12 protein-coding genes are annotated in these 13,495 nt (G+C 61.3%); 2 read left to right on the forward strand and 10 right to left on the reverse strand.

What is annotated here, in order from left to right; translation table 11 throughout:
- The 10 genes from QTL95_RS03000 to QTL95_RS03045 form a co-directional block, all read right to left on the reverse strand.
- Positions 1-468: a flavin reductase gene (locus QTL95_RS03000; protein ID WP_289718795.1), complete on the reverse strand. Its 468-nt coding sequence runs from the start codon at positions 466-468 to the stop codon at positions 1-3.
- A gap of 158 nt (positions 469-626) precedes the next feature.
- Positions 627-1,421 (reverse strand): pyrimidine utilization protein D, encoded by a 795-nt coding sequence (rutD, locus tag QTL95_RS03005; RefSeq protein WP_289718475.1) that lies wholly within the window; start codon positions 1,419-1,421, stop codon positions 627-629.
- 5 nt (positions 1,422-1,426) lie between these two features.
- On the reverse strand, positions 1,427-1,816 hold the full coding sequence (gene rutC / locus QTL95_RS03010; protein ID WP_111565069.1) for a pyrimidine utilization protein C: 390 nt from the start codon (positions 1,814-1,816) through the stop codon (positions 1,427-1,429).
- 28 nt (positions 1,817-1,844) lie between these two features.
- The gene (gene rutB, locus QTL95_RS03015; protein ID WP_289718476.1) at positions 1,845-2,582 is read right to left on the reverse strand and encodes a pyrimidine utilization protein B; all 738 of its coding nucleotides are present in this window, start codon (positions 2,580-2,582) and stop codon (positions 1,845-1,847) included.
- On the reverse strand, positions 2,579-3,667 hold the full coding sequence (gene rutA, locus QTL95_RS03020; RefSeq protein WP_289718477.1) for a pyrimidine utilization protein A: 1,089 nt from the start codon (positions 3,665-3,667) through the stop codon (positions 2,579-2,581). The genes rutB and rutA overlap by 4 nt, the downstream gene beginning before the upstream one ends.
- A gap of 208 nt (positions 3,668-3,875) precedes the next feature.
- Positions 3,876-7,043, reverse strand: a complete 3,168-nt coding sequence (locus QTL95_RS03025) for an efflux RND transporter permease subunit (RefSeq protein WP_289718478.1) — start codon at positions 7,041-7,043, stop codon at positions 3,876-3,878.
- Positions 7,044-7,073: 30 nt separating this feature from the next.
- Positions 7,074-8,264, reverse strand: a complete 1,191-nt coding sequence (locus QTL95_RS03030; protein ID WP_289718479.1) for an efflux RND transporter periplasmic adaptor subunit — start codon at positions 8,262-8,264, stop codon at positions 7,074-7,076.
- 212 nt (positions 8,265-8,476) lie between these two features.
- Positions 8,477-9,238 carry a bestrophin-like domain gene (locus QTL95_RS03035; RefSeq protein WP_289718480.1) on the reverse strand — a complete coding sequence of 254 codons (762 nt, stop codon included), beginning with the start codon at positions 9,236-9,238 and terminating at the stop codon, positions 8,477-8,479.
- Positions 9,239-9,345: 107 nt separating this feature from the next.
- Positions 9,346-9,906 carry a DedA family protein gene (locus QTL95_RS03040; RefSeq protein ID WP_289718481.1) on the reverse strand — a complete coding sequence of 187 codons (561 nt, stop codon included), beginning with the start codon at positions 9,904-9,906 and terminating at the stop codon, positions 9,346-9,348.
- Positions 9,907-9,922: 16 nt separating this feature from the next.
- Positions 9,923-11,086, reverse strand: coding sequence for a calcium:proton antiporter (locus QTL95_RS03045; protein WP_442981246.1), 1,164 nt, complete (start codon positions 11,084-11,086; stop codon positions 9,923-9,925).
- Between the two features lie 215 nt (positions 11,087-11,301).
- On the opposite strand from QTL95_RS03045, the gene cobF reads away from it, so the two are divergent.
- Both cobF and cobG read left to right on the forward strand, forming a co-directional pair.
- Complete coding sequence (gene cobF, locus QTL95_RS03050) at positions 11,302-12,069, forward strand: precorrin-6A synthase (deacetylating) (RefSeq protein WP_289718483.1); 768 nt, start codon at positions 11,302-11,304, stop codon at positions 12,067-12,069.
- Between the two features lie 64 nt (positions 12,070-12,133).
- A complete protein-coding gene (gene cobG / locus QTL95_RS03055; protein WP_289718484.1) occupies positions 12,134-13,495 on the forward strand; it encodes a precorrin-3B synthase in 1,362 nt (453 codons plus the stop codon).

The raw sequence follows: 13,495 nt of genomic DNA on the forward strand, positions 1-13,495 counted from the left end.
TTACAGCACGTGATAGTCGCGGTTGAAGTAGATCAGGGCCTGGCCGCCGTCGTTCTCGCAGATGGCGGTCACCTCGCAGATGAGAATGTCGTGCGTGCCGCCATCGGCCACGGTCTTGATCTCGCAGTCGAACGACATGAGCGCATTTTCGAGCACCGGAGCGCCCGTCGCCAGCTTCGACCAGGTCGCGCCTTCGAAGCGCTCCTTGACCGGCGTCTTGCCGCCGAAGAGGCGGCTCAGATCCGCGTGCTCTCCCTCCAGCGTGTTGACGCATACGACGCCGTTGGCGGCGACGGCGGCGTAGGCAGACGATGAGCGATTAAGGCAGACCAACAATGTCGGCGGGCTGTCGGTGACGCTGCAGACGGCGGTTGCCGCGAAACCCGCAACGCCGGCCGGACCATCGGTGGTAACGATATGGACCGCGGCACCGAGACGCGCCATGGCATCACGATATTCCTGCTTCATGTCTTTCGTTGAAGGTGCGGTTGCGGTGGCCGTGGGCAACGGTGAAACCGACATTCAAATCTCCTTCTGCAAGCGAGCCTGCTTATGGCGGATGCGTCTTCGAAGCTCAACGGCGGGCATGCGGTTTTCGAGAGCTGTCTTGTCTGACATCGCCAGTACTACTGTTCATATGTCTTCGGCGTCGCGCGCAGGAAGCGCAGGACGGTGTCGTTGAACGAATCCGGCTGCACGACATTGACCGCGTGGCCGCCGAAATCGGTCAAGGCGAGTTCACCATTCGGCAAGCGTTCGGCCAGCCTCAGGGAACGGGTGTAAGGCACCAGCAGATCGTCGCGGGTGCCAACGACAAGTGTCGGGATCTCGATCTCCGAAAGCCGTTCATCGATGTCGAAGGCGCGCAGGGCTGCGATCCGCCGCAGGATATTGGTCTTGCCCTGGAAGGTCGCAACGCCGTGCCGTTCGTCGGCATCCATTCGTTCGGCATTCTCGGACATCCAGACAGCGGGATAGAGAAACAGTGGCTGCGCCTTGACGAAGGCCGAGACGCCTGCGTGTTCCAGCAACGCGATGCGAACGTCGAAGCATCGGCCGGAATGCGGATCGGCTTTGCTCCAAGCGTTGACGAGAACAAGACGTTCGATCAAGTCAGAGCGGCGCAGGGCGATATCGAGGCCGATCAGGCCGCCAAGGGCATGTCCCATGAAATCGAAGCGTTCAAGCTTCAGTCGATCGGCAATCTCCAGCACATCGTCGGCCATGGCGGTGATCCCGGCCGCCTCAGGCACCTCGCCGCCGCTGCGGCCGGTTCCTCGGTGATCATAAGTCAAGATCCGGTATTCCGCCGAGAGCGCCTCGATCTGAGGCGCCCAGTAGCCACCGGAGCCGCCGAGGCCCGACGACAGGATGATCGTGCGGGCATCGGCTTCGGTCCGGCCATGAACGTCGAAATGCATCTCGCTTACTTCTTGCCGATATGGGCAACGGTGGCGATCTCGACCAGCGCGTCGGGCTTCACCAGGCCGCACTGAACGCAATAGCGAGCCGGCTTGTCGCCGGGGAAATACTCGGCATAGACGGCGTTGACGGCCTGGTAATTCGCCCAGTCGGTGACGAAGATGTGGTTCATCGTCACGTCTTCCATCGTGCCGCCTGCCGTCTCTATCACCGACTTGATGATCTCGAGCACATGGCGGGTCTGGGCGCCGGCGTCGCCGACATGGACGACGTCGTTGTTCTTGTCGAAGGGCAGGGTGCCGGACACATACACGATGCCATCGGCGAGCGTTCCGGGCGAATAGGGGGCGATCGGCTTCTGCGTTCCCTCGGGGACGATAATGGATTTCGGCATAACGTCTTTTCTCCTTGGATGTATGGGATCAGGCTTTCGCGGGCGCCGCTTGGCTGATGACGCCGCAGAAGTCATTGACGGTGGCGACCCAGCCGAAGAACTTCTCGACGTTGTAGACCGTCGCCTGCTGGATGAAGTCGGGACCGAGATGATGGGTCGCGTCCTCCAGCATCACGCCGAAATATTCGAGGTGGAAGGCATCGCGCAGCGAGCTCTCGACACAGACATTGGTGGCGATGCCGACGAAGACGAGGTTGCGGATGCCGCGGGCGCGCAGCACGCTGTCCATATTGGTGTTGAAGAAACCGCTATAGCGGGTCTTCGGAACGAGGATGTCACCCGGCTGCGGCTGCAACTCGTCGACGATGGCGTAATCCCAGGTGCCTTTGGCGAGTAGCTGTCCCTGTAGTTCCGGATTGGCGCGCATGTGCTTGAGCGCATTCGACTTGTGGTAATTCGGCGATCCCGGCCCACCAGCCTCGACATAATCCTTGTCCCAGCCGTTTTGGAAATAGATGACCTGGACGCTGGCGGCGCGCGCCGCATCCAGCGTTTTCTTGATGTTCGATATCGTGCCCTTGGCGCCGGAGATGTCGAAGCCGGCCAGATCGACGTAGCCGCCTTCGGTCGAGTAGGCGTTCTGCATATCGACGACGACGACGGCAGTCTCGCTCGGCTTCAAGGTGATCGGCTCGGGGCGGGCAGGGAGGGTGACGCTTTGCGTGCGCTCGAGCGGCGCCTCGTATCCGACGGGTGCGACGCTCATTCGGCGGCCTCCAGCATTTCGGCCACATGGCGGCGGCTCTTCATCAGCGGCTGAACGTATCTGCCGAATTTCTCGACGCCCTCGACGAAGTCGTCGAACGTCAGCATCACGCCGCCGGTGCCGGGCACTTCGGCCATCTCGTCCAGCATCGCCGCGACTTCCTCGTAGGAGCCGATCAGCGTACCCATGTTGATGTTGACCGCGGAAACCGGGTTCGACATATGGCGGACGTTGGTGTCCGAGCCGGACTTGGTATCGGCCGCACTCTGCAGGCCGAGCCATTTGATGGCCTCCTCGTCGGCGCCCGCCTTGTAGTGCTCCCACTTCGCCCAGGCGTCTTCCGATTTCTCCTCCGCAAGGATCATGGTCAGCACGAAGGAACGCACGTCGCGGCCGGTCTTTTCGGTAGCCGCCAGCAGACGTTCGTTGGTGGACGCGAAGGCCTTCGGTGTGTTGACGCCGACACCGAAGCAGAAGCTGTAGTCGGCGTATTTGGCCGAAAAGGCCATGCCCTTGTCGGAGGACCCAGCGCAGATCAGCTTGACGCTTTCCGGAACCGGCTTCATGCGGCAATCGTCCATCTGGAAGAACTTGCCCTTGAGATCGGACTGGCCCGTCGTCAGCAGGTCCTTGAGGACGGTCGTATATTCGCCGAGATATTCGTAGCGGTCGCCGAAATAATCGTCGCCCGGCCACAGGCCCATCTGGCTGTATTCCGGCCGCTGCCAGCCCGTGACCAGATTGACGCCGAAGCGGCCGCCGGAAATGCTGTCGATCGTGGTGGCCATACGCGCGACGATGGCCGGCGGCATGACCAGCGTGGCGGCCGTGCCGAAAAGCTTGATCTTCGAAGTCACTGCCGCAAGCCCGGCCATCAGCGTGAAGGATTCGAGATTGTAATCCCAGAATTCGGTCTTGCCGCCGAAGCCGCGCAGCTTGATCATCGACAACGCGAAATCGAAGCCATACTTTTCCGCCTTGAGCGTAATTTCCTTGTTGAGTTCGAAGCTCGGCTTGTACTGCGGGGCATTTTCCGACAGCAGCCAGCCATTGTTCCCGATTGGGATGAAGACACCGATTTCCATGTTGCTCTCCTGATTGAGCGAACGGCCTTGCCGTCTAGGGTTCGGTGAATTGGATGCAGTTTGCGTGCCAGTTGAGAAAAGCAAACGAAAATCAAAGGCCGCGAAGCGCCCACCGGCCATAAATTTATCAAATGGTCAAAAATTTATCGAATGATAAATTTTCCGCTGAAAAGATGATACTCGTGCCCAAGAATTCGGCATCGCCTGTTTATGCCGCAGTTTCCGGTGTCGACGGCGGTTGGGCCGCGCTCCTTCGCGCGCCGCGCCACTCTTCGATCCTTTGAAGCACTACATAGAACGCCGGTACGAAGAGAACGGCAAGGCAGGTCGAGGCCAGCATGCCGCTGAACACTGAGATGCCAATCGACTTGCGCGCGGAGGCGCCGGCGCCGGTCGCGAGAACCAGCGGAAGAACCCCCAGGATGAATGCGAAGGATGTCATCAGGATCGGACGAAAGCGAAGGCGGGCCGCCTCGATCGCGGCCTCGACGATTTCCATTCCCTCCGCGCGCTTCTCGCGCGCATATTCAACGATCAGGATGGCGTTCTTGGACGACAGGGCGATCAGCAGGATCAGGCCGATCTGCGTGTAGAGGTTGTTGGCGACATGAAAGCTTGTCAGCGCCCCCACCGTGCCGAGCAGCGCGAGCGGCACGGCGAGAAGCACGGCGAGCGGCAGGAGCCAGCTTTCATACTGCCCCGCCAGCACGAAATAGACGAGCAGCATGGCAAGCCCGAAGACGAAGTAGATTTGCGACCCCACCGCTTTCTCCTGATAGGACAGCGCGGTCCACTCGAAGCCCGCCCCCGGGGGCAGCGTCTGGTTGGCGATCTGCTCCATGACGGCGAGCGCCTGGCCGGAACTGAAGCCGGCCGCCGAGCCGCCGACGATGGTAGCGGTCGGGTATAGATTGTAGAGGCTGATCAGCGACGGCCCCTGCGTGTCGGTGATATCGATCACCGTGCCGAGCGGCACCATGGTTCCGTCACCCGCCTTCACCTTCAGGTTCTTGATATCCTGGGAGCTTACGCGAAAATCCGGCGCCGCCTGCACATAGACCTGGAACGTCCGCCCGAACTTGCTGAACTGGCCAACATAACTCGATCCGACATAGCCTGATAGCGCCGAGAACACCTGACCGACCGAGATGCCCAGCGTCTCCGCCTTGATGCGGTTGACCACGACTGAGAATTGCGGCGTCTGGGCGCGGAAAGGCGATCCGACCGCCTGTAGCGAGGATTGCGTGCCGCCGTTGCGAACAATCGTATCCGCGAGTGTCTGAAGCAGTGCATAGTCGAAATTCCCGTCACGCAGTTCCACCTGCATCGTGAAGCCGTTAGCATTGCCGACGCCTTGGATCGGCGGCGGTACGAGGACGTTGGTCTTGGCCGACAACAGGTTTTTCAGCGAACCATTGAGGTGCTGGTAGATCGACAGGAGATCCTGTCCCTTCTCTTTGTTGCGGATATCCCAGTCGCTGAGAACGACATAGGCGACGCCGGCGTTCGGCAGGCTGGCACTGTTGTCGAGGACCGACATGCCGCTGATCGTCAGCACGTCACTGACGCCGGGCGTATCGCGCGCGATCTTGCTCACATCGGCCATGACAGCATCGGTTCGCTCTTTCGAGGCTCCGTCGGGAAGCTGGGCGCTGATCAGCACATAGCCCTGGTCCTCAAGCGGCAGGAAGCCTGTCGGCAGCCGCGTGAGCCCCCAGATCGCCGTAGCCATGAGCGCCAGCGCCACGATGACGGCGATAAAGCTGTGGCGCGCCAGGCCGCCGATTACACGGGTATATCCGCGCTCCGCGCTGTCATAGATCCGGTTGAAGCCGCGGAAGAAGAAGTTCTTCTTCTCGTTCGGAACCGGCGGCCGAAGCCAGAGCGCACATTGCGTCGGATTGAGCGTCATGGCGCTGACGGCGCTGATGAAGGCGGTGGCGGCGATGACGAGCGCGAATTGCCGGTAGAGCTGGCCCGTCAGCCCCGGCAGGAATGCGGCCGGCACGAAAACAGCCATCAGCACGAGCGTGATGCCGACGATCGGTCCGAACAACTGGTCCATGGCCTTGCCCGCCGCCTCCTTGCGGGACATGCCGGCCTCCATGTTGCGCGCGACACCCTCGACGATGACGATCGCGTCGTCGACGACGATGCCGATCGCAAGCACGATGGCAAAGAGCGTCGAGAGGTTGACCGTGAAGCCGAGCGCGGCCATGGCGGCGAAGGCACCGATGATCGTGACCGGTACGGTGGTCGCGGGGATGAGCGTTGCCCGCCAGTCCTGCAGGAAGATCAGGATCACGATCAACACGAGAAGGCCGGCTTCGATCAGCGTGACATAGACTTCGTCGATCGACGCCGTCACGAACTTGGTCGTGTCGAACGGCACCTTGTAGGCAAGACCTTCGGGGAAGGACTTCGCCAGCTCATCCATCTTGGCATAGACCTCCTTGGCAACGGAGATCGCATTGGCCTCGGGCAGCTGATAGATCGCTATGCCCGCCGCAGCCTGGCCGTTGAAGGTGAAGGACTGGCTGTAGGTTTGCGCTCCAAGCTCCACCCGACCGATATCGCGGACACGGGTGATGCGTCCGCCATCGTCGGGATCGACCTTGACGATGATGTTGTCGTAGTCGGGCGCGTCGCTGAGCCTGCCGTTGATGTTGAGCGTGTACTGAAAGTTCTGTCCCGCCGGCACCGGCGGCAGGCCGACCTGGCCCGCGGGAACGTCCTGGCTCTGCTGCTGGACGACGTTGATGACGTCTTGCGGCGTCAGGCTTCTCGCCTGCAACAGGTTCGGATCCATCCATATCCGCATCGCATATTGGCCGGCGCCGAGCACGCTGACGCCACCGACGCCCGGAAGGCGGGCAAGTTCGTTCTGCAGGTTGATGACCGCGTAGTTGGAGAGAAACAGGCTGTCGTAGCGGTTATCGGGAGAGGTGAGGCCGATGAAGCCGAGGATGGAGGTCGATTTCTTCTGCGTCGTCACGCCCTGCAACTGTACGGCCTGCGGCAGTGACGACATGGCGATCGCCACGCGGTTTTGCACCAGCACCTGCGCCTGGTCGCCATCGGTTCCGATCGCGAAGGTGACGATCAGCGAATAGGTTCCGTCGCTGGCGCTCGTCGACTGCATGTAGAGCATGTCCTGCACGCCGTTGACCTGCTGTTCGATCGGCAGTGCGACTGTCTCGATCAGCGTCTGGGCGCTGGCGCCGGGATAGCGCGTCGTCACCTGCACGGTCGGCGGCACGACGTTGGGATACTGCGCGACCGGCAGCTGGAACACGGCCACCGCGCCGATCAGGATGATAACGAGGGCGAGTACGTTTGCCAGCACGGGCCTGTCGATGAAGAAGCGGGAGATCATGGTGGTCGCCTCAAGCGTTCACGGGGAAGATCATGGCGTCGTCGCTTTCGCAGGAGGCGTCGGCGGTGTTTCCGCCGATGCAATCTCGACCTTCTGTGGCTCGACCTTCGCGCCGGGCGCCGCCTGCTGCGTACCCTGGACGACGACCAGATCCTGCGGCTCAAGCCCGGCCTCGATTACGCGCAGCGAACCGTCTCGCTGTCCTGTCTTGACCGGCCTTTGCTTCAGCACGTTGTCCTCGCCGACGACGAGGAGATAGCTGCCCTGCTGGTTGGTACCTATCGCCGTATCGGGGACCAGCAGCATGTTGTCGCGGCGACCGACGGAAACGCGGACTCGAACGAACAATCCTGGCAGCAGCGACTGATCGCGGTTTTCGAACACGCCGCGCACCGAAAGCGTGCCGGTCGAGGCATCGACCTCCGGCGCGGCATAGTCGAGATGTCCCTTGTGCGGATAACCCTCTTCGCTCTGCAGTCCGATCTCGACCACGATGTTCGGCAGGTCGATTTGCTGCAGGGTCCGCCCCTGCCTCACCAGTTCCTGCCGGATGGCCAAGACCTGCGCCTCGCTGACGTTGAAGTAGACATTCAGCGGGTCCATCTGCACGAGCGACGCGAGCTTGGTCGGGCCGGAGACGCCGACCAGTGCGCCGACATCGACAAGGTGATTGGTCGCCCGGCCGTCGAAAGGCGCGGAAACCGTGGTGTAACCGAGATTGATTGTCGCGATATCCAGCCCGGCCTTGGCATTGAGGATGTTGGCGTTTGCCTCGTCCAGTTGCGCCCGGGCGGAATCGACGCTGGTCTGCGTGGTCACCTGCTGGCGAGATAGATTGATCTGCCGGTCGTACTCCTGCTGTGCGCCGACCTGCGAGGCCTGCGCCGAGGCGAGCGATGCTTTGGCCTGTTCCAGCTGCGCCTCGTAGGCGTCCCGCTGGATGCTGAAGAGCTGATCGCCCTTCTTGACTGCCGTGCCATCCTGATAGTCGATGGATGTCAGGAAGCCTTGTACGCGGGCTTCGATATCGACGGAGTTGACTGCCACGGTGTTGCCCGTCAGCTCCAGATACTGATTGACGGTTTGCTTCAAGGGCATTGCCACATGCACCACGGGCGGGGGTGGGGCGACATATTTGTTGTCACTGTCGCAGGAGGAAACCGCGGCGGTCGCCGTGAGGCCGAGAATGAGCAGTAGCCGTTCATGCCATCCGTTGAGCATCGTCTTCTCTGCCTCCGGCAGTTGTGATTTCAGGTTATTCGCAAACCCGGTCCATTCTCAAAAGGTCAGTAATACTTCGCGCTCGATCAGTCCTTGTGCGGTAGGAAAGCAGTGCCGAAAAAGCCGCGAAAGTACGTTACGGTTAAATCACGTTGGACAAGTGCATCCACATGCGGTGCGAACGTTCGACCAATCGAAGCGCTCGCTCAAACTTACTGGTGACCCATGCGCGACAATGCGATGCGCAAGGGCTCGTCCGAGACGTAGATCAGCCCGCCATAGGGGTGGGCCATGTCATTGACGATGAAAATCGCGCCGCCGACTGACAGCGCGCAGACCGTGATGATCGATATGACGGTCGCGTTGTGAGGCGATAGCAGTCCGAACGTGTAGAAGATGACGGTCAGCCAGAACGTCAGCACGACAAGGAAGGCGGTCGGCAGACCCTCGTTGCCGCTTTCGAGCACCAGCCAGTGAGCTTCGGCAATGGCGCCGCTGACCTCCAGCGCTCGCGCCTTGATGAGAGATTGGACGTCGTTTTGCGGGCTGAGCAACCTGAGTTGCCGCTGGACGGGCTCGATACCGAGATCGTCGGCCAAGACGCTTCGGGGCTCACCCCCACCAGAGACATCCCAGCCGTCGGCGATCCGGTTTGCCACCAGCTTCGCGAGCTGTTTGCGCGCGTCCGCCGTCTCGGACCCGTATTGCGCCATGATGCGGTCGAGGAGCACGAGGCGCGCGCCCGATCCCCGCAATTCGGTCTCGGCGTCGTCGAAGCGGGATTTGGCGGATGCCACGAGAAAGCCGAGCGCCAGAGCAGAGAGCGTTCCGACCACGGCTGTCGCAAGTTTTATCGCGTCCTTCGATTCCGTCGACAGATGATGGTGGGGCAGGTGACGGCTCGTCCAGGCGCCGGCAAGCGTCGCGCCAGCCAGCAGTACCGCTACGATCCCTCCGGTTTCCAACGCCGTCATAGACGCGCCCCCTCTGAGATCGAGGATAAGCGAAATCAGATATTCTAGTAAAGCGCGTAAATCGAGAAGCTGAAAAGCAATTTATGATCCCGCACGGCGTATGCTGGTCAGCCGGTCGCCCGGTATCTGCGGATGGCAAAGCCGGCGACCAGCAAGGCAAACGCGGCGGCGAGTGCGATCAGCAGGTGGAGATGCAGCGACAGCCGACCCAGCAGGCTCTCGACAGCCTGGCCGAACAAATAGCCGACGCCGACAAAGAGTTGTCCCCAGACGATAGCGGCCACGGCATTCAGGATGAGAAAACGTGCTGCTGGTATCGTTGTGGTGCCGATCACAACCGGGCTGATGGTGCGCAGGCCGGGGAGGAACCGAAAGGCAAGGATAAAGCCGGTTGGGTGGCCTTCATGCAATGCGTTCACTTGTCGTACGGCAGGCTTGCTGATGATCCGCTGAACGATCTTGAAGCGGCGCATATATCGGCCGGCGTAGAAAAACGTCTGATCGGCGCAGAATGAGCCAACCGAGGCGGCAATCGATGCGGCCGCGTAGCCCAGTAAATGCCGGTGTGCCGCCACACCGCCCAAAAATGCCGCCGTCTCGCCTTCGAAGGCGGTACCGAACAGGATTGCCACCAGGCCGTAGTTTTCGATCAGGCTCTCAAGCTGCAAGCGAAATCTCCTGAGATCAGCGCGGGCCTTCGAATATGAGCAGGAAGTACGCGACGAACAGGACCAGATGCACCGCGCCCTGCATGAGATGCGTGCGGCCGCTGGCGAAGGTTATGATGCTGAGCGCGAGCGTCAACAGCAGCATGACGGTGTCGGTGTGCTCCAGGCCGAGCACGACGGGATGGCCGCTCAGATGGCTGATCATCAGCATGGCCGGAACCGTGAGGCCGATCGTGGAGAGAACCGATCCGAGGAAGATGTTTACCGACCGCTGCAGGTGATTGGCAACGGAGGCGCGCACGGCGCTGATCGCCTCGGGTGTGGCAACGAGCACGGCCATGGCAACGCCGCCGAGCGCTGCCGGTGCGTGAAGCGTTTCGATGAAGTAATCGATCGGCGGCGCAAGTTGTTCGACGAGAAACACCACGAGCCCCATGTGCGCGAACAGCAGGATGATGGTCGGCCAGAGCGAACCTGGTTTGCCGTCTTGATGGGCAGGCTCACCAGCGACCATGTTGTCATCGATGAAAAAGCCACGGTGACGGCCGGTCTGCAACGCAAGAAAGACGCCATATAGCCCGACCGAAATGAAGGCGAGCACCGTCTGCTGGATGGGCGAGTAGGCGGGGCCGTTGGTTGGATGGGTGAAATTCGGCATGATCATGCTGAGTGTCGCCAGCGGTACGATGACCCCGAGATAGGCGTTGGCCCCTTGCAGATTGTGGTGCTGTTCATGCCGCCGCCAGCCGCCCACGAGCAGCGAGAGACCGACCATGCCGTTGAGGATGATCATGACGACGGCAAACAGCGTGTCGCGGACGAGCGTCGGGTTGTTGTCGCCATGAAACATGACCGCCGATATAGCGGTTACCTCGATCGAGGTGATGGCGAGCGTGAGGATCAGCGTTCCGTAGGGCTCACCCAGCCGTTCCGCCAGATGATCGGCATGGCGGACGACCGCCAGCGCCGAGGCCAGCACGACCGAAAACAGCCAGAAGAATATGACCGTCAGCCAGAGCGGATTTTCAAGCAGCGTAAAGAGCGGTCCGGCGTAGAAGAGAAAGAAGAGCGCGGTGCTGATGCTGGCCACGAGCAAGCGTTCCCGCCGCAGGATGTGAACCAATCCGCCATGCTCCGCTCTGCTTGTTTCCGCTGTCACTTCCCCGTTCTTCCGCAACATTGGATCAAAGCGTCCTGATCTGCACTTGGAGCAGGTCATTTAAAGCGAATTGAGATCGATCACGATCGCATATTCGACTTTCCTATTGTAAGTTGTATTTACACTGTATTTTCCGGCGACGCCATGAAAATTGCCGGTATATGACTGAGCATACTTTGGACTTGCGGAGAGGATTGCGCTCGGTCACAAGCGGGGTAACTCCGCAGGAGAGGCGCATGCGACACATCAGCATCATCGGTATTGGAACCGGGAACCCGGAACACGTTACCATTCAGGCGATCAATGCCATGAACGCGGCCGATGCGATTTTCATTCCAACGAAAGGGGAAGAGAAGGACAGGCTGGCAGAAGTGCGCCGGGAAATCTGCAGGCGATATGTCACCAACGCGGCAGCTGGCTTGGTCGAATTCGCAATCCCGAAGCGCACGACGGAGGACAGGACCTATGTGCGAAGCGTCGACGAATGGCACGCGGCGATCGCTGAGCGCTATGTCCGACTAATCGGAGACCTGCCGGAAGGCGGCAAGGGCGCCTTTCTCGTCTGGGGCGATCCCAGTCTCTATGACAGCACCATCCGCATCATCGAACGTGCCAGGCACGCGGGAGCGCCGGAGTTCGAACTCAGCGTCATTCCAGGCATAACCAGCATCCAGGCGCTCGCCGCCAGCCACCGGATCCCGGTCAACCTGATCGGCAAGCCCGTAGAGATCACGACGGGGCGCCGATTGCTTGCCGACAAGGACCACGGCGAAAGCATGATCGTCATGCTCGATGGCGAACAGGCCTTCTCCAAGATAGACGATCCCGACGCCGAAATCTTCTGGGGCGCCTATCTCGGTACCGAGGACGAGATCATTCTCTCCGGCCGGCTCGGCGATATCTCCGAGGAGATCGTCAGAACCCGGGCCGAGGCGCGTGCGCGCCATGGCTGGATCATGGACATTTATCTTCTGCGCAAGGGTCGAGATTTCGACGACCTTTGATCCCTGTCATGGTTTTGCGCTGATTGCTTCGATCATGTAAGGACGTGTCGAAGGGGTTGTGGCAATGACTTTGAAGGAACAGCGTGCGCGAGATATGGGCGTGGCCAGCGTATCGCCGGCCATGCGTCGCGGTGCCTGCCCGACATTGAGCGCGCCGATGCCGACAGGCGATGGGCTGCTTGCCCGCCTGCGGCCCGCGTCCGGCAATCTTACGATCGGGCAATTCCGGCTGCTTGCCCTGGCGGCTTTTAGATCCGGTAACGGCATTATCGAGATCACGGCGCGCGGCAGCCTGCAGATCCGCGGCGTGCGCGCTGAAACCATCGCGACGCTTTCGTCGGATGTCACCGCCGCCGGCATCTCCGTTCCGGCCGGCCCCGCTATCGAATTGCCTACGCTTCACGGCATTGACCCCGATGAACTGGCCGATGCCGCGGATATGGAGCAACGCATTCGTGAGCGGCTCGCGCCGACGCTTTTGCATCCGGCTCTGGCGCCCAAACTAGCGATCACCGTCGATGGCGGTGGAGCTTTTGGGCTTTCGGCGGTCAAGGCCGATATCCGGGTGACCGCGCTCGCGCAGGATAGGTGGCAGGTTGCCGTCAACGGCGATGCGCGGACGGCCGTTCCCGTTTCGGTGGGGTCCATGGATGATGCGGTCGAGGCGGTGGGCCGGGTTCTCTGTCTACTGCTCAGTCTTGGCAGGCAGAAGCGCGGCCGTGATCTGACCCGTGAGTTGCTGTGCGAGGCATTTCCGCTCATGAATGAGATCGGCATCGCCGCGCCAACAGCGAGCAAGCCCGCTATCGGCCAGCACATACTTTCCGACGGGCGGGTCGTGCTTGGCTTGCGCCCGCGCTTCGGGCAGCTGCGTGCGACGGATCTCATCAGCTTCCTGACGGCGGCGGAGGCGCTGGGTGCCACCGATGTCAGGCCGGCGCCGGAAAGAGCACTCTTTATAATAGGGCTCAACGAGCAGGCAGCCGAGGCGGTCGCCAAGATTGCCGAAGGCTACGGCCTTTCGGCCGACCCCGACGATATTTCCGCGCGGATTGCGACCTGCGCGGGGGCAGGGGCGTGCGCGTCCAGTCATTATTATACCAAATCGCTCGCGGCCGCGATCACCAGGCCAGCTGCTGTCTTGCTCGATGGATCGATGACGCTGCACCTCTCCGGCTGCGCCAAGGGCTGCGCGCATCAGCAGCGGGCTTTGACCATCGTCGGCACCAAGAGCGGCTACGGCCTCGTCCTCGATGGTCTGGCGTCCGATCGGCCGGATGCATACATCGCTGGCGGCGACATCGATTCCGCTATACAGAGGCTCGCCCGTCTCATCGAAAACGAAGCACATGCTGGCGAATCGGCGGCGGCCTGTCTTAGACGGCTCGACAAAGCCGGCGTCGCGAAGGCGCTGCAACAGGAATAG

Source organism: Rhizobium sp. S152 (assembly GCF_030380735.1).
Taxonomy (GTDB): domain Bacteria; phylum Pseudomonadota; class Alphaproteobacteria; order Rhizobiales; family Rhizobiaceae; genus Rhizobium.